Raw genomic sequence first — 23,087 nt, 5'->3', positions numbered from 1 at the left:
CCAGAAGAATCCCGCCAATCCACCACAGTACCGTGGTCGTGGCCATTTGACGCTGCGTTACGCCGTCGACAATGATGCCAACCAGTCTGGGCGGCAGCAATTGCAGGATAGCAATCACAATCAATAGGATTACCGCCCCCAGATAGCGCTTCCATTCACGGCGGAAATACCATCCTAGTTGAACAAAAAGTCTCACGCGATTTCAGTCCATTAGCTACAGAATTATGATGCAGGGAACAGATTATTATACATAAAGTGTATGGCGAATAAATTTTATACCTGCAGGGGCAAAGCCGTTGTCTGTTTCATGCACTCCATAGCGAAACTGGATGTGACATCAACCAACCCCGGAATGCCATTAACCAGCCGTTTGTAAAAAGCGTCATAGCTTTTCATATCCGCCACCTGAACCTGCATCAGATAATCGTATTCTCCCGCCATACGGTAAAACGCCAGCACCTCCGGCATATCGGAGACAAAATGGGAAAACTCCTGGTACCAGGCGCTATTGTGCTGCTGGGTTTTCAACAACACAAATGCCGTCAGCCCCAGCCCCAGCTTTTCATTATCCAGCAAAGCGACGCGGGACTTGATGTACCCGTCATCTTCCAGTCGTTTTAGCCGTTTCCAGCAAGGAGTGGACGTCAGGTTCACCGCCTCGGCCAGCGCCTGCAACGACAGAGTACAATCCTGCTGTAGCAATGACAGCAGCATACGATCGGTTTTATCCAGCATATCGACATAAAAGAGAAAAGTTTTCTCTCATTAGCCCTTTTTAAAAACAAAAAGGCAATCTTTTTTTCTGCAAAAAACGATACGCTAAATCCTATCCTCGCCATTGTGCGTACGCGTTGCGTCGGATGGCGAAACAGACTTTGAAAACATAATTCTTATTCAGCAGGACAACATCACATGACCAGCACCTGGGTACGCGACGCCGTCAGCGCGATTGAGGCCGATTTTCAACGTTCGGCAGACACTCACCTGATTCGCCTGACCTTGCCGGACTACCCCGGCATCTACTTTTACCTCAAGGATGAGAGCACGCATCCGAGCGGCAGTCTGAAACACCGCCTTGCCCGCTCCCTGTTTCTGTACGGTCTGTGCAACGGCTGGATTAACGAGGGCACGCCGATTATTGAGGCCTCGTCCGGCAGTACCGCCGTGTCGGAAGCCTATTTCGCCCGCTTGCTGGGACTGCCGTTTATTGCCGTGATGCCTGCCTGTACAGCCAGACGAAAAATCGAACAAATCACGTTCTATGGCGGGAATTGCCATTTCGTTGAACAATCCGGCCAGATTTACGCCGCCTCCGAAGCGCTGGCCAAAGAGCTGCACGGCCACTACATGGATCAGTTCACGTACGCCGAACGCGCTACCGACTGGCGCGGCAATAACAACATCGCGGACAGCATCTACCGGCAAATGGAACGTGAACCGTTCCCGGTACCGGACTATTTGGTGATGAGCGCGGGCACGGGCGGTACTTCCGCCACGCTGGGGCGCTACATCCGTTACAAAGGTTTAGATACGCAACTGGTGGTGGTGGATCCGGAAAACTCGGTGTTCTACGACTGCTATCGCCAGCAAGATCGCACACTCACCGGGAAATGCAGCAGCCGTATCGAAGGCATCGGCCGCCCGCGCGCCGAGCCGTCGTTTATCCCCGGCGTGATCGACGACATGATGAAAGTGCCCGACGCCGCCAGTATCGCCACCCTTTACTGGCTGGAACGGATTCTGGGGCGCAAGGTCGGCCCGTCCACCGGTACCAACGTCTGGGGTATGCTGCAACTGGCCGGGCAGATGGTGGCGGAGGGGCGCCGCGGTGCGATCGTCACGTTGCTGTGCGACAGCGGCGAGCGCTATCTCGACACTTACTACAATCAGGATTGGGTACGCGCCCAGATTGGCGATATCACCCCTTATCTTCAGCAACTGACTGAAGGATATCGAATTCCGTGACGCTATCCCGGGAGGCCGCGTTCCCCTTACGCTGAACTGCGCCGGGATTTCAGGTACCATAGCAGCCAGAATATGGTTGACGGATAGCGGCCGCCTGGCGGCTCCCACGCATGAGGGTGAACGAGAATGACAAGCGCAGTTGTAGTTTTCAGTGGTGGACAGGATTCCACCACCTGCCTGATACAGGCCCTGCAGCAGTATGATGAAGTCCATTGCGTCACATTTGATTACGGGCAACGCCACCGCGCTGAAATCGACGTCGCCGCGGAGCTGGCGCAGACGTTGGGAGCCAGAGCGCACAAGGTGCTGAATGTCGGCTTGCTCAACGAACTGGCGGTCAGTAGCCTGACCCGTGACAATATCCCTGTCCCCGAATTTGATGCCAATGCCGACGGATTGCCCAGTACCTTTGTTCCCGGTCGAAACATTCTTTTTCTGACGCTGGCCTCGATTTACGCCTATCAGGTGGGCGCGGATACCGTTATCACCGGCGTCTGCGAAACCGACTTTTCCGGCTACCCCGACTGCCGTGACGAATTCGTCAAGGCGTTGAATCAGGCGGTAACGTTGGGTCTGGCAAGAGACATTCGCTTTGTTACACCGCTGATGTGGCTCAACAAGGCAGAAACCTGGGCGCTGGCGGACTATTATCAACAGCTTGATACCGTTAAAAACCATACGCTTACCTGCTACAACGGCATTAAAGGAACGGGGTGCGGGCAGTGCGCCGCATGCCACCTGCGGGCAAAAGGGCTGGCGGAATACCAGCATAACCCATCGGCCGTGATGGCTTCCCTGAAGCACAAAACCGGTCTGAAATGAAGGTACCGGTACCAGACAAGCCAACGCTCGTCTGGTACTGATCTTTCACATTCAGTTTTCGCTACTGTCGGGGAATTGCGTTTTTGCCAGTTTTCCCCGACGATGCTCCGACTTACAGGCGCAAGCGGGATTGGTTACGCTCGATCAGCGCACTGCCGATTCCCGGCACTTCCTGCAGCTGTTCAATCTGGGTAAACGGCCCATTTTGCTCACGATAAGACACAATCGCCTGCGCCTTTTTCAGTCCTACCCCATTGAGCGCCGCGGCCAGTTGTTCCGCCGTTGCGGTGTTAATACTCACTTCCTCTTCATCTGTCGCCGACGTGGTCGCCTTTTCAAGCTTCTGCTCCGGCGAAGCGGATTTCACCGCAGCGACGCCGGTTTTATCCGGCGCCGTCACGGCTGGCGCGGCATGAAGCCACGTTGATACCCCGGCAAAACTCATCCCCACAATCAGACATAACGCTTTAATTCCTGAATTTTTCATGCTGCTTCCTCCTTGTGTTTGACAGCCCGGTCACAATGCCCGAGCCTTCAAAACACGGCAAACAGCAAACTAAAAATGTGGAAAAGGCCGCGAAAGCGGCCTTTGGATGTTGCAGTGATTTGCAAAATTCTGCGAGGTTTATTGCACTTCTTGTGCAGCGCTACCGTACTTGATCTTCGCCTGACTGCGCAGGCTCGTCAGCAGGGTGTCAAACAGCGCGCCGACAGAACTCTGTTCCACCTGGGCGCCGAACTGTTTCTTCTGATCATCCGACAAGACATGCGGTTTCACTGCGTCCAGCGCGATCAGCACGACATTGCCGGCCTGATCCTGAGCCACCGCGTAAGAAGGCTTGTCTTTCTTCGGCTGCTGCATCGCAAACACCGTTTCGGCCAGCGCATCGGTCTGTCCGGTAGAGGACATCTCTTTCGCTGCGCTAAAGCTCAGGCCAGCAGCCGTCATGCTGTCGGTTTTCCCCTGATAAAGATCAGCCATAATCTTTTCAGCTTCAACCTTGGCCTGTTGTTCGGCTTTCTGGCGTTTCAGCGTCTGAACCACCTGATCGCGCACCTGATCCAGCGACTGGGTCGCCTCCGGTTTATGTTCGGTCACGCGCAATACAAACGCACGGTCGCCTTCAACGCTGATCACATCCGAGTTATTACCCGGCGTGCCATTCTCGCCGACTAGCGAACCACCGAAAATAGCCTGGGTGACCGGCTGGAAGTTCAGTGCAGCCGGCACATTGTCACGCGTAAACCAGTCGGTCTGAACCGCTTTGATATTGGCGACTTTCTCAGCGGAGACCAACGATTCATTATCATTGCTGGCGGCTTCGCTGATTTTCTGCTGCAGAGAATAGAACGCATCCAGCGCTTTCTCGCGTTTTACCTTCTCCGCCAAATCGGCGCGAACCTCGTCCAGCGCCTTGACGCGCTGCGCCTGAATATCATCCAGACGAATAATCAGGTAGCCGACCGAGGATTTGATGACGTCAGACAGCTGGCCTTTCTCTTTCAGACCGGCCTGTTTGATTTCATCTACCGTAGAGCCGTTATCCATCCAACCCAGGTCACCGCCGTTGCGACGGGAAACGATGTCGGTAGATTTCTCTTTAGCCAACGCGGCAAAATCAGCGCCTTTCTTCAGTTGCTCCAGCGCGGCTCTGGCGTCTGCTTCGGTTTTCAACTGAATGACGCTGTATTTTTTACGTTCCGGCTGGGTGAACTCACTCTTATGCTGCTCGTAGTAGGCCGCGATATCGGTGTTATCCACCTTGGTTTTATCCATGATGGAAGCGGCATCCAGCATGATATAGCTGACTTTGAACTGTTCAGGCGCCAGATAGCGACCCTTGTTCTGATCGTAGAAGTTTTTCACTTCCTCATCAGAAACGGTCTGGTTCTTGGCGCGAGCGCTCAGATCGATAGTTGCCGTGCGAATGGTGCGATCCTGCGCCGCCATCGCCACCAGGTTATCGAGCTCCTGCTGCAATACGAAGTCAGTATTGCCCAGCCCGCGAATCAATTGCTGGGTTAACAGCTGCTTGCGCAGAAACTGCGCGTAGGCATCCGGCGTCAGCCCCAGCTGACTCACCTGCGCCAGGTATTTATCATTATCGAAACGGTTGTTGGTCTGGAACTCAGGCACGGAGAAAATCGCCTGTTTGACCTGTTCGTCGCTGATATTCAGTCCCAGATTATGGGAATATTGAACAACCAGCGTTTCGTCGATCAGCTGTGACAGTACCTGCCTGCGCAACTGCTGCATATACCCTTCGTTGGCAGCCAGCGCGGAGAAATTCTCTCCCAGCATCTCTTGCTGACGACTGCGTTCGTTCTGTACGCCCTGCTCTAGCTGAGCCCGGGTAATTTCCTGCCCATTCACCTTGGCCGCGTAATCGCCTGAACCTCGTATCAGGTAATCCCCCACGCCGGTCAACACGAATGAACCAATAATCAAGGCAAGAATAATTTTCAGCACGACGTTGTTAGCGGCCGCGCGTAAATTGTCCATCATAATGTGACAACACTCCGCTGTAGAATGGATAACACTTCCCCTGCGCAGGCCGTAGCCATGCCTCCCTGCTATTGCTATAGCCGCATTCGGCTAGGGCGCACTCAAGTATTTGCCTGATAACAGTAATCTTAATGACCTGTAAAAAAAGGCACATCATACCATGATGCGCCTTATATCTTACCCTACCCAGTACGCCGAGTCAGGTAGTTGTTTGGACTGGAAAACCGTCCCACCTCAGATTTTGCTACTTAATCATCAATTCACTGAGTCTTTCAGTGCTTTTCCAGCACGGAAACCCGGCACTTTAGCGGCCGGAATGCTGATTTCTTTCCCGGTTTGCGGGTTACGGCCGGTGCGTGCTGCGCGCTCACGCACGGAGAACGTACCAAAACCGACTAAAGCAACGTCATCCCCTGCTTTCAGAGATTCAGTAACAGACCCAATAATTGCATCCAACACACGCCCTGCTGCCGCTTTGGAAATATCAGCATCTGCGGCAATTTTGTCGATCAATTGTGACTTGTTCACACTCTCATCCCCTCTGAAATACTGTCATTACGCCAGAGCGCCCAGCGCAACACGTAGCTTTATCAATTCAGTCAAGCCGCAGACTACCAGCCAGCAGGCTCAACAGTGCTCTAACTTAGCGGCACGAAAAAAGGCTGGCAAGCACCATTTTACTTACCAGCCTTTATTTTCTCAGTGGTTTTTGCGATAGGTCACTATTTTTTGGCTACCGACTTCACCACATCCATGCCATAAGGCGAGTTCTGCAAAGCAATAGTGAGCACTTCCTCAATGCGTTTGACCGGGTGAATCTCCAGGTCGGCAATCACATTCTGCGGAATCTCTTCCAGATCGCGCTTGTTCTCTTCCGGAATCAGCACGGTCTTGATCCCGCCACGATGCGCGGCCAGCAGTTTCTCTTTCAACCCGCCAATCGGCAGTACCAGCCCGCGTAGGGTGATTTCACCGGTCATCGCCACATCGGCGCGCACCGGGTTGCCGGTCAGGCAGGACACCAGTGCGGTACACATGGCGATACCGGCGCTCGGACCGTCTTTCGGCGTAGCGCCTTCCGGCACATGCACATGGATATCGCGCTTTTCATAAAAGTCGGAGTTGATCCCCAGCTTTTCCGCTCTGGCGCGCACTACGGTCAGCGCAGCCTGAATCGACTCCTGCATGACCTCGCCCAGCGAACCGGTATAGGTCAGCTTGCCTTTGCCCGGCACACTGGCGGTTTCGATGGTCAGCAAGTCGCCGCCCACTTCCGTCCAGGCAAGGCCCGTTACCTGACCCACGCGGTTCTCTTCGTCCGCACGGCCGTAATCGTAACGTTGAACGCCGAGATATTCCTTCAGGTTATCGCCGGTGATCTGGATATGCTTGAGTGCTTTGTCCATCATCAGCGATTTCACCGCCTTACGGCACAGTTTAGAGATTTCGCGCTCCAGACTACGCACCCCGGCTTCGCGGGTGTAGTAGCGAATAATGCCGATAATGGCGCTATCTTCGACCGTCAGTTCGCCTTTTTTCAGAGCGTTGCGCTCAATCTGTTTCGGCAGCAAATGCTGGCGGGCGATATTGAGTTTTTCGTCCTCGGTATAACCGGACAGACGAATCACTTCCATACGATCCAGCAACGGCGCTGGAATATTCATGGAGTTGGACGTCGCCACAAACATCACGTCGGACAGGTCGTAATCTACTTCCAGATAGTGATCGTTAAACGCTACGTTCTGTTCCGGATCCAGCACTTCCAGCAAAGCGGAAGCCGGGTCGCCGCGCATATCGGAGGACATCTTATCGATCTCATCCAACAGGAACAGCGGGTTTTTCACCCCCACTTTGGCCATCTTCTGAATCAGCTTGCCCGGCATGGAACCGATATAGGTACGGCGGTGACCACGGATTTCCGCTTCATCACGCACGCCGCCCAGCGCCATACGTACATATTTACGACCGGTGGCTTTGGCGATCGACTGACCCAGAGAGGTTTTACCCACCCCCGGCGGCCCGACCAGACACAGGATCGGCCCTCTGATCTTGCTGACACGGCTCTGCACCGCCAGATATTCGAGGATGCGTTCCTTGACGCGTTCCAGACCATAGTGGTCGCTGTCCAGCATCTCCTGGGCTTTAAGCAGATCTTTCTTCACCTTGCTGCGCGCCTGCCACGGTACCTGCACCATCCAGTCGATGTAGCTGCGCACCACGGTCGCCTCAGCCGACATCGGCGACATCATACGCAGCTTCTGCAACTCGGCTTCAGCTTTTTCACGCGCCTCTTTCGGCATGCTGGCGGATTCGATCTTGCGTTTCAGCGCTTCCTGTTCGTCAGGCGCGTCATCCATTTCTCCCAGCTCTTTCTGAATAGCCTTCATCTGCTCATTCAGGTAATACTCGCGCTGGCTTTTTTCCATCTGTTTTTTAACGCGGCTGCGGATCCGTTTCTCCACCTGCAACAGGTCAATCTCGGACTCCATCATCGCCATCAGGTATTCCAGACGTTCGGTCACGTCGGACATTTCCAGCACAGACTGTTTGTCCGCCAGCTTCAGCGGCATGTGCGCGGCGATGGTATCGGCAAGACGCGCCGCATCATCAATACTATTAAGAGACGTTAATACTTCAGGGGGAATTTTCTTATTCAGTTTGATGTAGCCTTCAAACTGATTGATGGCCGTGCGCATGAGCACTTCCTGCTCACGCTCTTCAATTGCCGGCGACTCCAGGTATTCCGCCTGGGCCGCAAAATGTTCTCCGCTGTCAGAGAGTGTCGTGATGCGCGCTCGCTGCAAGCCTTCCACCAGCACCTTTACGGTACCATCAGGCAGTTTCAGCATTTGAAGAATAGAGGCGACCGTCCCTACCGAGAAAAGATCGTTAACACCAGGCTCATCCGTTGAGGCTTCTTTCTGTGCCACCAGCATGATCTTTTTGTCGTGATCCATAGCCGCTTCAAGGCACCGAATTGATTTCTCCCGACCAACAAACAACGGAATGACCATGTGCGGATAAACCACCACATCGCGCAACGGCAATACGGGGATTTCTATGCGTTCGGAACGCTCAGGGTTCATAGAGCTCTCTCTTAGTTTCGTTTCCGCCAGGTTAAGGGAATCCGTGAACGCGGGCATCACGGGTTTCACCTATAGGTAATCGAGTATATGGGGATAAATATCTCACATTCAACGACTGAACGTGTGTAAAAAAAATGGGGGGCTAAAACCCCCCATTTTATCGTTTACCGTTGTTTTTTAGGCTAATTATTCGCCAGATGCCTGCTGTGCTTCAGGCTTGCCGTAAATCAGCAGCGGCTCGGTTTGCCCCGAAATGACAGAATCGTCGATCACCACTTTATCCACGTTTTCCAGCGAAGGCAGGTCATACATGGTTTCCAGCAGCGCAGCTTCCACGATGGAGCGCAAACCACGAGCGCCGGTCTTACGCGCCATGGCTTTTTTCGCAATGGCGGTCAACGCTTCGTCACGGAACTCCAGCTCCGCGCCTTCCAGTTTGAAAAGCGCCTGATACTGTTTGGTCAGCGCATTCTTCGGCTCGCGCAGGATCTGGATCAACGCTTCCTCATCCAGTTCTTTCAGCGTCGCTACCACCGGCAAACGCCCGATAAACTCGGGGATAAGACCAAACTTGATCAAATCGCCCGGCTCTACCTGGCTCAGCAGTTCACCTTCTGTCGCCTTCTGGGACAGGCCCTTCACCGTGGCGTTGAAACCAATGCCGCGACCGGTATCGGTACGCTGTTCAATAACCTTGTCCAATCCGGCAAATGCACCGCCACAGATAAACAGGATTTTGGAGGTATCCACCTGCAAAAACTCCTGCTGCGGGTGCTTACGCCCGCCCTGCGGCGGAACGGCGGCGATAGTGCCTTCAATCAGCTTCAGCAACGCCTGCTGCACCCCTTCTCCGGACACGTCGCGAGTGATGGACGGGTTGTCGGATTTACGGGAAATCTTGTCGATCTCATCGATGTAGACAATACCGCGCTGCGCTTTCTGCACATCGTAGTCACACTTCTGCAGCAGCTTCTGGATAATGTTTTCAACGTCCTCGCCCACATAACCGGCTTCGGTCAATGTGGTGGCGTCAGCCATAGTGAAAGGCACATCCAGGAAACGAGCCAGCGTTTCCGCCAGCAATGTTTTCCCGCTACCGGTCGGACCGATCAGCAGGATGTTGCTTTTGCCCAGTTCGACGCCATTATTGCTGTCGCCATTACGCAGACGTTTGTAGTGGTTGTAGACAGCAACCGCCAGCACCTTTTTCGCCTGTTCCTGACCGATAACATAATCGTCCAGATGACGGCGGATTTCGTGTGGCGTCGGTAACGCACTGCGCTCACGGTGTGGCGCTACTTCTTTAATTTCTTCGCGAATAATGTCGTTACACAAGTCAACACATTCATCGCAGATATACACTGACGGCCCGGCGATCAGCTTACGAACCTCGTGTTGGCTTTTGCCGCAGAAAGAACAGTACAGCAGTTTTCCTGAACCGTCTTTGCGCTTATCTGTCATGAGTCAAACCTCTTCTCTAGTCTCTTGCCCGCAGGCCAACCACATAGCAATCGCGCCACAGCAAACGCCAGCCTACTACCATAATGGCCGGCACCCCGCGTCATCTGGCTATTTCGCATCCCTGACGTTATTCACGATGGGTAAGTACAGAATCTACCAACCCATAGTCTACTGCCTCGGCGGCAGAGAGGAAACGGTCACGCTCCGTGTCCCTTTCTATTGCTTCAAGAGGCTGACCGGTATGTTTGGCCATCAACTCGTTCATCCGAGCCTTCACCTTAAGGATCTCTTTAGCGTGAATCTCGATATCCGTCGCCTGTCCCTGGAATCCGCCCAGCGGCTGGTGGATCATCACCCGGGAATTCGGCAGGCAGAAGCGCTTGCCCTTGGTACCCGCCGTCAGCAGGAAAGCGCCCATCGACGCCGCTTGCCCCATACAGATGGTGCTGACATCCGGCTTAATAAATTGCATGGTGTCGTAAATCGACATGCCGGCGGTAATCACGCCCCCTGGAGAGTTAATGTACAGATAGATATCTTTTTCAGGGTTTTCGGCTTCCAGAAACAGCATCTGCGCCACAATCAGGTTAGCCATGTGATCCTCGACCTGACCGGTCAAAAAGATCACGCGTTCCTTCAGGAGTCGGGAATAGATATCGTAAGAACGCTCCCCACGCGAAGTCTGCTCAACCACCATCGGCACCAAGGCCATGTGAGGGGCCAGTTTTTCTTGTTCGCCACTGTATGACATTAACGTCTCCTAGATAAAATGCATTTGGCGCATACCGCCTGATTCTACTTGAGATGGAAAGTGATGACCATGCTCAGACACGCAGTTAGCCATCTCTCCGTCGCCGGAATCGGGCGAGTTTCCCTGACGATGCAATCTACGCGGTATTAACCAGTTGGGGACCGATGCATCCTTTTTCAAGCTTACACCAGCGATTCATTTTGGTTAAAGCGATATCCTGCGCTGAAAGCGGGTTTGATTGCGCCTTGATTAATCAGCCATAAATAGATTAATCGCTATTAATCATAGTGCAGATTTGGCAGGAGCTGGCGGCAGGCCGTTCAGTTTGTCGCATCAGGGAAGAAAAAGCCCGCAGCATAAACCGCGGGCTTTTGAAGAAACGATTTCAGGTGAAAAAGCGTGATTAGGCAGCGGTTGTCTGATTCATCAGCTCGTTGAAGCTGACCGCTTTTTCTACCACTTTCGCCTTGGACAACAGCGTTTCGATAGCCTGTTCTTCCAGGGCAACGTTACGCATATTGTTCATCATTTCTTTGTTTTTCTTGTAGTAGTCAACCACTTCACGCGGATCTTCGTACGCAGAGGCGATTTCGTCGATCAGCACGTTGACGCGGTCTTCATCGGCTTTCAGCTCGTTGGAAGCGATCACTTCGCCCAGCAGCAGGCCAACAACAACGCGGCGTTTAGCCTGCTCTTCGAACAGTTCGCGCGGCAGTTCCAGAGCCTGTTTCTCATTGCCGCCGAAACGCTGAGCAGCCTGACGACGCAGCACATCGACTTCGCCGTCGATCAGTGCGGCCGGCACATCAATGTCGTTCGCCTTGACCAGACCGTCGATAACCTGAGTTTTCACGCGGTTGCGGATCGCGCCTTTCAGCTCGCGTTCCATGTTCTTGCGGACTTCGGCGCGCAGGCCATCCAGAGAACCGTCTTCAACGCCAAAGCGTTTGATGAAATCGGCAGTCAGTTCCGGCAGTTCACGCTCTTCCACTTTCTTCAGCACGATGGCGAATTTAGCGTCCTGACCTTTCAGGTTTTCAGCGTGGTAGTCTTCCGGGAATTTCACCTCGATGGTGAACTCATCGCCCGCTTTGTGACCAACGATACCGTCTTCAAAGCCCGGGATCATACGGCCCTGGCCCATAGCCAGAACGAAATCGGAGGCTTTGCCGCCTTCGAATTCTTCACCGCCGACAGAACCGGTGAAATCGATGGTTACGCGATCTTCAGCAGTCGCGGCGCGATCGGTTTCTTTCCAGGTTGCCTGCTGTTTGCGCAGGGTATCCAGCATGCCGTCGACGTCGGATTCGGAAACGTCCACCAGCGGTTTTTCAACCTCGATGGTGTCCAGATCTTTCAGCTCGACTTCCGGATAAACTTCGAACTCTACGGAGTAGGTAAAATCACCACCGATCTGGTACTCGCCCGGAACATAGTTCGGCGCGCCAGCCGGATTGATTTTTTCTTTGATGATGGCATCAACGAAGTGACGCTGCATCAGATCGCCCAGCACGTCCTGACGGACGGATGCGCCGTAGCGCTGCTCAACAATTTTCGCCGGCACTTTGCCTTTGCGGAAACCATCGATACGAACTTTTTTAGCCACATTGACCAGTTCGCTCTTAACGGCATTCTCAATGCTGTCAGCAGCAACGGTAATCGTTACGCGGCGCCCAAGGCCTTGAGTGGTTTCAACTGAAACTTGCATCTTGTTACCTCAAAAAATCACAGTGCTCGGTCAACCTCAGAGGCCGTTTTCATAAAGCGCCCTGGGGCGACCTTGCTGATCACAGTCTCACAGAACCAGGACGGCCACTTTACCGGACCAGTTCCCTATAGTCAGAAGCGTCCCGAATACATTCCGGAAAATAAGACGCGGCATTATAGCGGCATCGATAGACCGAGTCGAGGAGAGTAACCAGACTATTGGCGGAGGGCTTTCACACTTTTTATCTGCAAACCGCCTGTAAATGGATCAACCGGCGTTGCCGGCGGTTCGTCGCCGGGCAGTTCAGGTCACTCAACGCTGCAATCCCGCGCCGCCACAGGGCGGAGACGAAGGCACCGCCATCTGCAGGTCCAGCCACTCTTTCGGCGTGTAGGTATGCAGCGCCAGCGCATGCACCGCTCCCGCCAGTTCATCAGCCAATACGCGGTAGATCGCGCGATGGCGGCCAATCACACGCTCGCCGGTAAAGCATTCGCTGACCAGCACCACCTTGAAATGACTTTCAGAGCCGGCAGGCACGTTATGACGATAACTTTCGTCAATAACTTCAATGTGTTGTGGTTCAAACTCCGAACGCAACTTGGCTTCTATCGTTTCACGAATCATAGGGTTACCTTTTTCAGGCGTCAGTGAAAATTGCGTCGATAACACGGCCTTTTATCACTGACTGCTCGCTTATCCACTTCAAATTTAGTCATTTTTTGATTATTAATGGGAATATATTGACCATCTGGATACGCGGCGACAGTCGGATTCATCAACCCGACATGCCATTCTCCGCTTCCAGACGTCATTCACGCATAGCACGCTGGAAAAAAGGAATGCAGCTCAGCAGGATACTGACCACTTTCTGCTCTTTCTCTTGTCCAAGACGATGATATGATACCGGACTATGTTTATCAGCCAACCACCGTTTCATGACGAGAAGACACGCATGTTAAAAAATTCATTTTCCCGTTGTTCGCCGCACTCGTGCTGGCAGGATGCGCCAGCAAGAGCAACACGCTGGATGTCACCCCGAAAATCGCCCTGCCGTCGCAGGATCCTACCCTGATGGGTGTCACCATCAGCATTAACGGCGCCGACCAGCGTGCCGATCAGTCGCTGGCGCGGGTCAACCGTGACGGCCAGTTGGTGACCCTGACGCCGTCGCGCGATTTGCGTTTCCTGCTGCAGGAAGTGCTGGAAAAACAGATGTCGACCCGCGGTTATATGATCGGCACCGGCGGCCCGGTGGCGCTGCAGGTGGTGGTTAATACCCTGTATGCTGATGTCGCCGAAGGCAATCTGCGTTACAACATCACCACCCGCGCGGATATCTCCATTATTGCGCAGGCCGCCAACGGCAATAAGCAGATTAAGAACTACCGCGCCAGCTATAATGTACAGGGCGCGCTTACCGCCACTAACAGCAAGATTACCGAGTCGGTCAATCAGGTGTTGAGTGATGTCATTAGCGATATGGCTCAGGACACCAGCATCAGTACCTTCATCAAAACCAACTCCCGGTAACAGTTTATTCCGCCTCACCTCCCTTGCCCTGTCAGGGCAAGGGAAAAGGACCTCGCATGCTCAGCCGTCTTTTTTCGCTTTTCCGTGAACGCAACAGTGTCATTCTTCTGATTTTGGGTTTTGCCTCGGGTTTACCGCTGGCACTGACTTCCGGCACGTTGCAGGCGTGGATGACGGTAGAAAATGTGGATCTGAAAACCATCGGCTTCTTCTCGCTGGTGGGGCAAGCCTATGTCTTCAAGTTCCTGTGGTCGCCGCTGATGGACCGCTATACGCCGCCGTTTATGGGGCGCCGCCGCGGCTGGCTGCTGGTGACGCAGCTGTCGCTGGTAGCGGCGATCGTCTTTATCGGTACGCTGAATCCCTCGCATCATTTATGGTGGCTGGCGATGCTGGCCGTCATCATCGCGTTCTGTTCCGCATCGCAGGACATCGTGTTTGATGCGTACAAAACCGATTTGTTGCCGCCGGAGGAACGCGGCAGCGGCGCGGCCATTTCCGTTCTAGGCTATCGGCTGGCTATGCTGGTTTCCGGCGGCCTGGCGTTGTGGATTGCCGATCGCTTTCTCGGCTGGCACGCCACCTACTGGCTGATGGCGGGTCTTTTGTTGCTGTGCACGCTGGCGACCTGGCTGTCGCCGGAGCCCGCCGTCAGCGAACCCGCTCCGCGCTCTCTTGAACAAGCGGTCTTCGCACCGCTGAAAGATTTTTTCAGCCGCAATAACGCCTGGCTGATTCTGATGCTGATTGTGCTGTATAAGCTGGGGGATGCGTTTGCCGTCAGCCTCAGCACTACCTTTCTGATCCGGGGGGTCGGTTTCAATCCAGGCGAAGTGGGGTTGGTCAACAAGACGCTGGGCCTGTTCGCCACGATTATCGGCGCGCTGTACGGCGGAGTGCTGATGCAACGCTGGACGCTGTTCCGGTCATTGATGTTGTTCGGCCTGCTGCAGGCCGTGTCGAATGCCGGTTACTGGCTGTTGGCTGTCACGGACAAGCAGTTATTCACCATGGCATCGGCGGTGTTTCTGGAAAACCTGTGCGGCGGCATGGGAACCGCGGCCTTTGTGGCGTTATTGATGATGCTTTGTAACAAATCGTTTTCCGCAACCCAGTTCGCTCTGCTGTCCGCTCTGTCGGCAGTCGGGCGGGTTTACGTCGGCCCGATTGCCGGCTGGTTTGTCGAACTGTACGGCTGGGCATGGTTTTACCTGTTTTCGATCATCATCGCCATTCCGGGGCTGTTCCTGTTGAAAATTTGCCGCCCATCGCTGGAACAGGCGCAATCGGGAGGCGCTTTCGCTCGTCGTAGCGCCTATCCACACCTTTATACGCTGGCTTCCCGCCTGTTTTTTATCGGCTGCGTACTGTTTGCCGGCGGTCTGCTTGTCTGGGGAATGATGGGTCTGGGCTGGTTAGGAAACACCGGCGCGGAAAACATGCTGATGACCGCCGGCGCTATACTGGCGGTACTGGCGATGCTACTTGGCGGCATGCTGGATTATCTGTCGTCACACCGCCTGTAAATCGGGCGGTTGTAAATCAATAAATGCAGGCTATCGCTAAAAAGCGCGCCGTCATTATCTATTATCACTTTATTAAATTATTTTTCTTCTCAGGCATCAGCGAGTAGAAACATTTATTTCATTATTCTTAATAATTCCGCCTGAGCACGTTATTTAACGCAACCTTATAGAAACGAAATATTAACACTAGAGCGAAATAGTATTCAGAAATAGTTGTAATTCCTGAAAAGCGATACATACTTTTTCTGTAGTCGGTTTACCCACTGTTTTTAAAAGTAATTTTGAGAAATGTATCTCAGATGTGACAGGTCAGGCAAAAACTGTAAACAGCAGGCTGACATCTCTTTAATCATGTTTACAGTGCGGTAACCTTCCCGTAAAATGCCCGCTCGCGTGAAATGACAATAGAGCCCTTGTAATTGAGGTCGCTAGATGAGACTCAGGAAATACAATAAAATTTTTGGGATGTTGTCTTTAATCGCAACCACACTGCTTCTCAGTGGTTGTGATATGGCATTGATGAACCCCAAAGGACAAGTCGGGTTAGAGCAACGTTCGTTGATACTGACAGCACTCGGTTTGATGCTGATCGTTGTTATCCCGGTGATCATTATGACGATTGCCTTCGCCTGGAAGTTCAGAGCTTCCAACGAAAAAGCGAAGTACACGCCAAACTGGTCGCACTCCAACAAAATCGAAGCCGTTGTCTGGACGGTTCCCATCATCATTATCATCATCCTTGGGACGATCACCTGGAAAACCACCCATTCGCTTGATCCCTACAAGCCTCTGGATTCCAATGTCAAACCCATCAATGTTGAAGTGGTGTCGCTGGACTGGAAATGGCTGTTCATCTACCCGGACCTTGGCATCGCCACGGTCAATGAACTGGCATTCCCGACCAATGTTCCGGTCAATTTCAAGATTACGTCCGATACGGTGATGAACTCCTTCTTTATTCCGCGTCTTGGTGGTCAGATCTATGCCATGGCCGGGATGCAGACCAAGCTGCACCTGATCGCCAACGAGCCGGGCAAGTACGACGGCATTTCCGGCGGTTACAGCGGCAAAGGGTTCTCCGGCATGAAATTCACCGCCATCGCGACCCCGGATCAGCAAGCGTTTGACCAATGGGTTGAGAATGTACGCAAGTCATCCAAGACGCTGAGCACGATGAATGACTTTAACAAACTGGCGCAACCGACCGAGTACCACCCGGTGGAGTACTACTCTCAGGTCCAACCTGAGCTGTTCAGCCAGATCATTACCAAATTCATTGGCAACAACATGAACATGCAGCACGGTGCCGAAGGCGAGCCTAAGAAAGAAGAAGGCATGCAGAATCACCAGGGCATGAACATGAGCGAGCACTCCTCTCATTAAAAGGAGTCGAGGGATAAACGATGTTCGGAAAATTAACTCTTGATGCGATCCCCTACCATGAGCCGATTATCATGGTCACGGTGGCGGCAATCATTTTAGGCGGATTGGCGCTGCTGGCTGCCGTTACCTATTTTGGTAAATGGAAATGGCTGTGGTCCGAGTGGTTCACCTCCGTAGACCACAAGAAAATCGGTATCATGTACATCATCGTCGGTCTGGTGATGATGCTGCGTGGTTTTGCCGATGCCGTCATGATGCGTGGTCAGCAGGTGCTGGCCTCCGCCGGTGAAGCGGGTTTCCTCAACCCTCACCACTATGACCAGATCTTCACCGCCCATGGCGTGATCATGATCTTCTTCGTGGCGACGCCGTTCGTGGTCGGCCTGATGAACCTGGCGGTTCCGCTGCAGATCGGCGCACGCGACGTAGCCTTCCCCTTCCTGAACTCACTCAGCTTCTGGCTGTTTGTAGTCGGCGTGATTCTTATCAACCTGTCTCTGGGGATAGGCGAGTTCGCCCAGACCGGTTGGGTAGCCTATCCGCCGTTGTCAGGTAAGGAATACAGTCCCGGCGTCGGGGTAGACTACTGGATCTGGAGTCTCCAGATTTCCGGTGTGGGTACCACGCTGACTGGCGTTAACTTCTTCGCCACCATCATGAAAATGCGTGCGCCTGGCATGACGCTGATGAAAATGCCGGTGTTCACCTGGACGGCGTTGTGCACCAACGTACTGATTATTGCCGCTTTCCCGATTCTGACGGTAACCATCGCTCTGCTGACGCTGGACCGTTACCTCGGCACCCATTTCTTCACCAATGATATGGGCGGCAACATGATGATGTACATCAACCTGATTTGGGCCTGGGGCCATCCGGAAGTGTACATCCTGGTGCTGCCGGTCTTCGGTATTTACTCCGAAGTGGTGGCAACCTTCTGTAAAAAGCGTCTGTTCGGTTATACCTCGCTGGTATGGGCGACTATCGCGATTACCGTTCTGTCGTTTATCGTCTGGCTGCACCACTTCTTCACTATGGGGTCGGGCGCCAACGTCAACGCCTTCTTCGGTATCGCGACGATGATTATTTCTATCCCGACCGGGGTTAAAATATTCAACTGGCTGTTCACCATGTACCAGGGGCGTATTCAGCCGCACTCCGCCATGCTGTGGACCACCGGCTTCATCATCACCTTCTCCATCGGTGGTATGACCGGGGTACTGCTGGCCGTGCCGGGCGCCAACTTTGTACTGCACAACAGTCTGTTCCTGATCGCTCACTTCCATAACGTGATCATCGGCGGCGTGGTGTTTGGCTGCTTTGCCGGTATCACCTACTGGTTCCCAAAAGCATTTGGCTTCAAGCTGAATGAAACCTGGGGCAAACGCGCCTTCTGGTTCTGGATCATCGGTTTCTTCGTAGCCTTTATGCCGCTGTACGTGCTGGGCTTCATGGGGATGACCCGTCGTCTGAGCCAGCAGATCAATCCGGAATTCCACCCGCTGCTGGTGGTGGCCTCTATCGGCGCCGGCCTGATTGCGCTGGGCGTCCTGTGCCAGATCATCCAGTTTGCCGTCAGTATCCGCGATCGCGACCAGAACCGCGACCTGACTGGCGACCCGTGGGATGCGCGTACGCTGGAATGGGCAACGTCTTCTCCGCCTCCGTTCTATAACTTTGCCATTGTGCCGCAGGTTCAGGAACGCGATGCATTCTGGGAAATCAAAGAAAAAGGCGATGCTTATCGCAAACCGGCCCAGTATGAAGAAATTCATATGCCGAAGAATACCGGCGCAGGCGTGATCATCTCCGCATTCAGCCTGGTATTTGGTTTCGCGATGATCTGGTACATCTGGTGGCTGGCGATTATCGGTTTTGTGGGCATGGTTGCGACCTGGATCGTGCACAGCTTTAATCAGGACGTGGATTACTACGTACCGGTTAAAGAGGTCGAACAAATCGAAAATCAAAACTTCGATAAACTCAGCAAAGCAGGCGTGAAAAATGTCCACTGATACGTTAACTCATCACAATGCAGCCCATGCCGAGCATGGGCACCACGACACCGGCGGCAATAAAGTCTTCGGTTTCTGGATCTACCTGATGAGCGACTGCATCCTGTTCGGGATGTTGTTCGCGACCTACGCCGTTCTGGTGAACGGCACCGCTGGCGGCCCGACCGGCAAGGAACTGTTCGATCTGAAGTTCGTGCTGGTGGAAACCTTCGCCCTGCTGTTCAGTAGTATCACCTACGGCATGGCGATGATCGCCATGAACAAAGGCAACAAGAGCCAGGTTAACGCCTGGCTGGGTTTGACCTTCCTGTTCGGGCTGGTGTTCATCGGTATGGAAATCTACGAATTCCATCACCTGATCGCAGAAGGCGCCGGTCCTGACCGCAGCGCGTTCCTGTCCGCGTTCTTTGCGCTGGTCGGCACCCACGGTATCCACGTGACCTCCGGTCTGATCTGGATCGCCATCATGATGATCCAGGTAACGAAATACGGCCTGACCAGCACCAACAAGACCCGTCTGATGTGTCTGAGCCTGTTCTGGCACTTCCTTGACGTGGTATGGATTTGTGTCTTCACTGTTGTTTATCTGATGGGGGCGATGTAATGAGTCATTCCACACACGATCATGCCGGCGCCAGCCACGGTAGCGTGAAGTCCTATCTGATTGGTTTCGTCCTGTCCATCATCCTGACCGTTATTCCGTTCGGTCTGGTGATGAACGGTTCGGCTTCCCACAGCGTCATTCTGCTGACCGTGCTGGGCTGCGCCGTTATCCAGATTCTGGTTCATCTGGTGTACTTCCTGCATCTCAATACCTCATCAGAAGAGCGTTGGAATGTGGTAGCCATTGTGTTTACCGCCCTGATTATCGCAATCGTGGTGGTGGGATCCCTGTGGATCATGATGAATGCGCACCACAACATGATGATTCAGTAACCGAGCCTTTTACATGATGATTAAGCAATACCTGCAGGTCACCAAACCCGGCATTATTTTTGGCAACCTGATTTCCGTTATCGGCGGATTTTTGCTGGCAGCCAAGGGCACCATCAACTATCCGCTGTTTGTCGCGACCCTGATCGGGGTGTCGCTGGTCGTTGCATCGGGTTGCGTCTTTAACAACGTTATCGATCGCGATATCGACAAAAAAATGGAGAGGACCAAGAATCGGGTTCTGGTGAAGGGGCTGATTCCGCTGAAGAACACGCTGATTTACGCTTCGATGTTGGGTATTGCTGGCTTCGCGTTACTGTACCTCGCGGCAAATCCGCTGGCCATGTGGCTGGCGGTGATGGGGTTTGTGGTATATGTCGGCGTTTACAGCCTGTACATGAAACGCCATTCGGTTTACGGCACGTTGATTGGCAGCCTGTCGGGTGCGGCGCCGCCGGTAATCGGCTATTGCGCTGTCAGCAATCAGTTTGACGCCGGCGCGCTGATTCTGCTGCTGATTTTCAGCCTGTGGCAGATGCCGCACTCCTATGCCATCGCGATTTTCCGCTTTAAGGATTATCAGGCCGCCAATATTCCGGTGCTGCCGGTCGTCAAAGGCATTTCCGTGGCGAAGCATCATATTACGCTTTATATTCTGGCGTTTATGATTGCGACCCTGATGCTGTCGCTGGGCGGTTACGCCGGCTACAAATACCTGGTGGTGGCGGCGGCGGTCAGCGTCTGGTGGCTTGGCATGGCGTTGTCCGGCTACAAAAGCCCGAACGACGATCGCGTATGGGCAAGAAAGCTGTTCGTGTTTTCCATCGTGGCCATCACCTCCCTGAGCGTCATGATGTCGGTGGATTCGATGGCGCCGATGCAGGAAAGCCTGCTGACTTACCTGCACTGATATCATCAGTACACGCTTACCGACAGACGGGCTTGCCCGTCTGTTTTTTTCATGCAGCGATCGGCACCGAATTGGCCGGTCTACACTGAGGCCCGCCACAGAGGGTTTTCCCAGTCATCAGCCTGACTGAAATCAAACTTACCACACCCGCCCTCTCCTCCCCCAGCAAGCCTCGCTGAGTGTGGCGCGAATCAGGGAACGCTGAAAAACCTGGCGCTAAAGTGCCGGACGTTTTAGGATAAAAAATCACTTTTATTTGCTAATCGTCCGCAAGCGCTGATGGATCCTCTTTCCGATGTTCTAGCCTTATTGAAGCCAGTTAACTACATGTCTGCCGGATTTGACGGCGGCGGCGACTGGGCGATTCAATTCCCTGACCAAACGGGAACGATCAAGAGCGGCGCGATAGTCACGGGGCGCTGCTGGCTAGCGGTGGAGGGGGTTGGCGAGCCGGTTCAACTCGAAAGCGGCGACTGTTTTGTTCTTCCGCGAGGGGAACCGTTTCACCTTGCCAGCCAAATGGACGTTAAGCCGGTGCAGGCGGCGGAGGTGTTCACGGGAGCGGAAAGCGGCGGCATAGTTAGCTGGAACGGCGGCGGCGACGTATTTATCGTCAGTAGCCGCTTCTCCGTTTCCGAACTGCATGCCGACATGCTGTTGAAACTTTTGCCCCGCATCGTTCACATCCGTAGCACCGCGGATCAAACAACACTACGGTGGCTGGTAGAACGAATGATGCAGGAACTGCGAGTACCGCAGCCCGGCGGCGTCCTCATCTTGCAGCATTTGGCGCACATGATCCTGGTGCAAGCGCTCAGGCTGCATCTGGATTGCCGTGACGTCGGGCTGCTGTCGGCTCTGGCCGACAAAAACGTTGGTGCGGCAATCGCCGCCATCCATGAAAAACCCGCCCTGAACTGGACGGTTCAGGAACTGGGCGAACTGACGGGTATGTCGCGCTCCTCATTCGCACAGCGTTTTAAAGAAGCCGTCGGTACGTCTCCAATCAATTACCTGACGCAATGGCGTATGCTGCTTGCCAGCGATCGACTAATGAACTCAGACGATCCGGTTTCCACCATCGCCTTTTCGCTTGGGTATGAATCGGAAAGCGCATTCAGCACCGCGTTCAAGCGAATTATAGGGCACTCCCCAAGGCGATATAGCCGCTCGGTAAGACCGGGCGCATAACTTGCCTCAGCCCTTACCCCCGGATGAAACCTCAAGGGCGTCATATCCCTCGCTCTTAATTCAGAGTAGCATTTCCCCAAAAACGTCACATCCCGACCCTGGACGATAGCGAAAGATATTTGGATTTTACGGTATAGATCGTACAAAACGAGTTCAATAGAATGCCCCAACGGCTTGAGATTGAGGCGCCTAATCACCCCGTCATCAGCCGTTTTTTCACCATGCTTTTTTCACCGGGAAATGAAAAAGGGGGCTCGACCATGCGAGTTTTTGTTACTGGAGCCAGCGGATTCGTCGGTTCCGCGGTTGTCCGCGAATTGATCGCTAATGGATACCAGGTTCTTGGGCTTGTCCGCTCAGACAAGTCCGCCGATGATTTACGGGCTATCGGCGGTTCGGCTCATCGCGGCGACATAGAGGATCTCGACAGCGTTCTCGCCGGAGCTGCGGTCTGTGATGGCATTATCCATACCGCCTTTGACAATGATTTTTCCAAATTTCAGGCCAACTGCGAAACTGACCGCCGCCTGATCGAGGCACTGGGATCAGTTATCGAAGGCTCCACCCGCCGGCTTGTGATTACATCAGCCATTGGCATTCTTCCCAAGAGCCAAAGAACCACCGAAGACTCAATGCCCGCAATGGGGCCTGCAGCGAATCCGCGTGCAGCAACGGAAGAAGCCGTCGACGCGGTCATAGCAAAGGGCGTCCATGCCTCGATCGTCCGGCTCGCCTCATCCGTTCACGGCGCAGGCGACCATGCGTTCGTGCCTTTACTGATCGACATTGCGCGCAAAACAGGGGTTTCGGCCTACATAGGAGACGGTCAAAATTGCTGGCCAGCCGTGCATCGTCTCGACGCTGCAATGCTGTATCGTCTCGCACTGGAACGAGGTACCTCGGGCGCTCGCTATCATGCCGTCACCGAGGAACGCATTCCGTTCAGAGACATCGCTATTGCTATCGGTCGTGGGTTAGGCGTACCCATTATTTCGAAGTCCGCAGCCGAAGCAGAAGCGCACTTCGGATGGTTCTCGCATTTTGTTTCATTCGACCTGGACGCATCAAACCGCCTGACGCGGGAAAGACTCGGCTGGAACCCGATTATGCCTTCGCTGCTTTCCGATCTCGAAGGAGAGATGTATTTCCAGACACCTGAATCTGCACACACCTAGCGTCGACTGAGCGGGCAATCCGGCCTGGAATGCAATCTGCTAAACAGACAGAAGAAATGCTAAACCGGCTTTGCTCCTTGCTATCAGGGTGAACCTGAGTTGCGCAGCTCACTTATGAATAATCG

At 53.7% G+C, this 23,087-nt stretch carries 20 protein-coding genes and 1 pseudogene; 11 read left to right on the top strand and 10 right to left on the bottom strand.

Going from position 1 to position 23,087, the window contains the following annotated elements:
• Both DXXMK7_RS22525 and DXXMK7_RS05390 read right to left on the bottom strand, forming a co-directional pair.
• A pseudogene (locus DXXMK7_RS22525) lies at window positions 1–196 on the bottom strand (multidrug ABC transporter permease/ATP-binding protein); the annotation flags it as partial.
• 77 nt (window positions 197–273) lie between these two features.
• Window positions 274–735: an Lrp/AsnC family transcriptional regulator gene (locus DXXMK7_RS05390; protein ID WP_013316862.1), complete on the bottom strand. Its 462-nt coding sequence runs from the start codon at window positions 733–735 to the stop codon at window positions 274–276.
• 177 nt (window positions 736–912) lie between these two features.
• Between DXXMK7_RS05390 and DXXMK7_RS05385 the strand changes: the two genes are divergently transcribed.
• Together DXXMK7_RS05385 and queC are read left to right on the top strand one after the other, a co-directional pair.
• Window positions 913–1,965 (top strand): PLP-dependent cysteine synthase family protein, encoded by a 1,053-nt coding sequence (locus DXXMK7_RS05385; RefSeq protein ID WP_038661218.1) that lies wholly within the window; start codon window positions 913–915, stop codon window positions 1,963–1,965.
• Window positions 1,966–2,091: 126 nt separating this feature from the next.
• Window positions 2,092–2,787, top strand: a complete 696-nt coding sequence (gene queC, locus DXXMK7_RS05380; RefSeq protein WP_022632566.1) for a 7-cyano-7-deazaguanine synthase QueC — start codon at window positions 2,092–2,094, stop codon at window positions 2,785–2,787.
• Between the two features lie 112 nt (window positions 2,788–2,899).
• On the opposite strand, the gene DXXMK7_RS05375 is transcribed toward queC, so the two are convergent.
• The 8 genes from DXXMK7_RS05375 to bolA all read right to left on the bottom strand — a co-directional run bounded on the left by DXXMK7_RS05375 (window position 2,900) and on the right by bolA (window position 12,926).
• Entirely contained in the window at window positions 2,900–3,274 is a 375-nt protein-coding gene (locus tag DXXMK7_RS05375) for a helix-hairpin-helix domain-containing protein (protein WP_038918192.1), read from the bottom strand.
• Window positions 3,275–3,412: 138 nt separating this feature from the next.
• Window positions 3,413–5,293: a peptidylprolyl isomerase gene (ppiD, locus tag DXXMK7_RS05370; RefSeq protein ID WP_038918191.1), complete on the bottom strand. Its 1,881-nt coding sequence runs from the start codon at window positions 5,291–5,293 to the stop codon at window positions 3,413–3,415.
• Between the two features lie 255 nt (window positions 5,294–5,548).
• Entirely contained in the window at window positions 5,549–5,821 is a 273-nt protein-coding gene (gene hupB, locus DXXMK7_RS21670) for a nucleoid-associated protein HU-beta (RefSeq protein WP_012770737.1), read from the bottom strand.
• Between the two features lie 194 nt (window positions 5,822–6,015).
• A complete protein-coding gene (gene lon / locus DXXMK7_RS05365; RefSeq protein WP_038918190.1) occupies window positions 6,016–8,379 on the bottom strand; it encodes an endopeptidase La in 2,364 nt (787 codons plus the stop codon).
• Window positions 8,380–8,565: 186 nt separating this feature from the next.
• On the bottom strand, window positions 8,566–9,840 hold the full coding sequence (clpX, locus tag DXXMK7_RS05360) for an ATP-dependent protease ATP-binding subunit ClpX (protein ID WP_038661234.1): 1,275 nt from the start codon (window positions 9,838–9,840) through the stop codon (window positions 8,566–8,568).
• A 127-nt stretch (window positions 9,841–9,967) separates the two neighbouring features.
• Complete coding sequence (gene clpP, locus DXXMK7_RS05355) at window positions 9,968–10,591, bottom strand: ATP-dependent Clp endopeptidase proteolytic subunit ClpP (protein WP_038918189.1); 624 nt, start codon at window positions 10,589–10,591, stop codon at window positions 9,968–9,970.
• Between the two features lie 403 nt (window positions 10,592–10,994).
• The gene (tig, locus tag DXXMK7_RS05350) at window positions 10,995–12,299 is read right to left on the bottom strand and encodes a trigger factor (protein WP_038918188.1); all 1,305 of its coding nucleotides are present in this window, start codon (window positions 12,297–12,299) and stop codon (window positions 10,995–10,997) included.
• Window positions 12,300–12,611: 312 nt separating this feature from the next.
• Window positions 12,612–12,926 (bottom strand): transcriptional regulator BolA, encoded by a 315-nt coding sequence (gene bolA / locus DXXMK7_RS05345; protein WP_038918187.1) that lies wholly within the window; start codon window positions 12,924–12,926, stop codon window positions 12,612–12,614.
• Between the two features lie 342 nt (window positions 12,927–13,268).
• On the opposite strand from bolA, the gene DXXMK7_RS05340 reads away from it, so the two are divergent.
• From DXXMK7_RS05340 to DXXMK7_RS05300, 9 genes are all read left to right on the top strand, one after another.
• A complete protein-coding gene (locus tag DXXMK7_RS05340) occupies window positions 13,269–13,832 on the top strand; it encodes a lipoprotein (RefSeq protein ID WP_071605172.1) in 564 nt (187 codons plus the stop codon).
• A gap of 56 nt (window positions 13,833–13,888) precedes the next feature.
• The gene (gene ampG / locus DXXMK7_RS05335; RefSeq protein WP_038918184.1) at window positions 13,889–15,358 is read left to right on the top strand and encodes a muropeptide MFS transporter AmpG; all 1,470 of its coding nucleotides are present in this window, start codon (window positions 13,889–13,891) and stop codon (window positions 15,356–15,358) included.
• Between the two features lie 432 nt (window positions 15,359–15,790).
• Window positions 15,791–16,741, top strand: a complete 951-nt coding sequence (gene cyoA / locus DXXMK7_RS05330) for a cytochrome o ubiquinol oxidase subunit II (RefSeq protein ID WP_038661247.1) — start codon at window positions 15,791–15,793, stop codon at window positions 16,739–16,741.
• Window positions 16,742–16,761: 20 nt separating this feature from the next.
• Window positions 16,762–18,753: a cytochrome o ubiquinol oxidase subunit I gene (cyoB, locus tag DXXMK7_RS05325; RefSeq protein WP_038918183.1), complete on the top strand. Its 1,992-nt coding sequence runs from the start codon at window positions 16,762–16,764 to the stop codon at window positions 18,751–18,753.
• Window positions 18,743–19,357 carry a cytochrome o ubiquinol oxidase subunit III gene (locus tag DXXMK7_RS05320; RefSeq protein WP_038918182.1) on the top strand — a complete coding sequence of 205 codons (615 nt, stop codon included), beginning with the start codon at window positions 18,743–18,745 and terminating at the stop codon, window positions 19,355–19,357. Before cyoB ends, DXXMK7_RS05320 begins: the two co-directional genes overlap by 11 nt.
• A complete protein-coding gene (locus tag DXXMK7_RS05315) occupies window positions 19,357–19,689 on the top strand; it encodes a cytochrome o ubiquinol oxidase subunit IV (protein WP_022632553.1) in 333 nt (110 codons plus the stop codon). The genes DXXMK7_RS05320 and DXXMK7_RS05315 overlap by 1 nt, the downstream gene beginning before the upstream one ends.
• Before the next feature lie 16 nt (window positions 19,690–19,705).
• Window positions 19,706–20,596 (top strand): heme o synthase, encoded by an 891-nt coding sequence (cyoE, locus tag DXXMK7_RS05310; protein WP_038920841.1) that lies wholly within the window; start codon window positions 19,706–19,708, stop codon window positions 20,594–20,596.
• Window positions 20,597–20,875: 279 nt separating this feature from the next.
• On the top strand, window positions 20,876–21,787 hold the full coding sequence (locus DXXMK7_RS05305) for an AraC family transcriptional regulator (protein ID WP_038918181.1): 912 nt from the start codon (window positions 20,876–20,878) through the stop codon (window positions 21,785–21,787).
• A 161-nt stretch (window positions 21,788–21,948) separates the two neighbouring features.
• Entirely contained in the window at window positions 21,949–22,962 is a 1,014-nt protein-coding gene (locus DXXMK7_RS05300; protein WP_310795526.1) for an SDR family oxidoreductase, read from the top strand.
• Window positions 22,963–23,087 lie beyond the last annotated feature (125 nt).

Origin of the sequence: Dickeya sp. MK7, assembly GCF_000406305.1 — a bacterium.
Classification (GTDB): domain Bacteria; phylum Pseudomonadota; class Gammaproteobacteria; order Enterobacterales; family Enterobacteriaceae; genus Dickeya; species Dickeya fangzhongdai.
Note: the sequence above shows the minus strand (reverse complement) of the source record. Positions and strands in the feature narration are given on the sequence as shown.

Excerpts from the sequence above, each read along its gene's own strand:
- DXXMK7_RS05320 (WP_038918182.1), top strand. The coding sequence starts at position 18,743 with ATGTCCACTGATACGTTAACTCATCACAATGCAGCCCATGCCGAGCAT.
- DXXMK7_RS05390 (WP_013316862.1), bottom strand. The coding sequence starts at position 735 with ATGCTGGATAAAACCGATCGTATGCTGCTGTCATTGCTACAGCAGGAT.
- bolA (WP_038918187.1), bottom strand. The coding sequence starts at position 12,926 with ATGATTCGTGAAACGATAGAAGCCAAGTTGCGTTCGGAGTTTGAACCA.
- DXXMK7_RS05375 (WP_038918192.1), bottom strand. The coding sequence starts at position 3,274 with ATGAAAAATTCAGGAATTAAAGCGTTATGTCTGATTGTGGGGATGAGT.
- cyoE (WP_038920841.1), top strand. The coding sequence starts at position 19,706 with ATGATTAAGCAATACCTGCAGGTCACCAAACCCGGCATTATTTTTGGC.
- ampG (WP_038918184.1), top strand. The coding sequence starts at position 13,889 with ATGCTCAGCCGTCTTTTTTCGCTTTTCCGTGAACGCAACAGTGTCATT.
- DXXMK7_RS05315 (WP_022632553.1), top strand. The coding sequence starts at position 19,357 with ATGAGTCATTCCACACACGATCATGCCGGCGCCAGCCACGGTAGCGTG.
- cyoA (WP_038661247.1), top strand. The coding sequence starts at position 15,791 with ATGAGACTCAGGAAATACAATAAAATTTTTGGGATGTTGTCTTTAATC.
- ppiD (WP_038918191.1), bottom strand. The coding sequence starts at position 5,293 with ATGATGGACAATTTACGCGCGGCCGCTAACAACGTCGTGCTGAAAATT.
- cyoB (WP_038918183.1), top strand. The coding sequence starts at position 16,762 with ATGTTCGGAAAATTAACTCTTGATGCGATCCCCTACCATGAGCCGATT.
- clpP (WP_038918189.1), bottom strand. The coding sequence starts at position 10,591 with ATGTCATACAGTGGCGAACAAGAAAAACTGGCCCCTCACATGGCCTTG.
- DXXMK7_RS05305 (WP_038918181.1), top strand. The coding sequence starts at position 20,876 with ATGGATCCTCTTTCCGATGTTCTAGCCTTATTGAAGCCAGTTAACTAC.
- DXXMK7_RS05385 (WP_038661218.1), top strand. The coding sequence starts at position 913 with ATGACCAGCACCTGGGTACGCGACGCCGTCAGCGCGATTGAGGCCGAT.
- DXXMK7_RS05300 (WP_310795526.1), top strand. The coding sequence starts at position 21,949 with ATGCCCCAACGGCTTGAGATTGAGGCGCCTAATCACCCCGTCATCAGC.
- tig (WP_038918188.1), bottom strand. The coding sequence starts at position 12,299 with ATGCAAGTTTCAGTTGAAACCACTCAAGGCCTTGGGCGCCGCGTAACG.
- clpX (WP_038661234.1), bottom strand. The coding sequence starts at position 9,840 with ATGACAGATAAGCGCAAAGACGGTTCAGGAAAACTGCTGTACTGTTCT.
- queC (WP_022632566.1), top strand. The coding sequence starts at position 2,092 with ATGACAAGCGCAGTTGTAGTTTTCAGTGGTGGACAGGATTCCACCACC.
- lon (WP_038918190.1), bottom strand. The coding sequence starts at position 8,379 with ATGAACCCTGAGCGTTCCGAACGCATAGAAATCCCCGTATTGCCGTTG.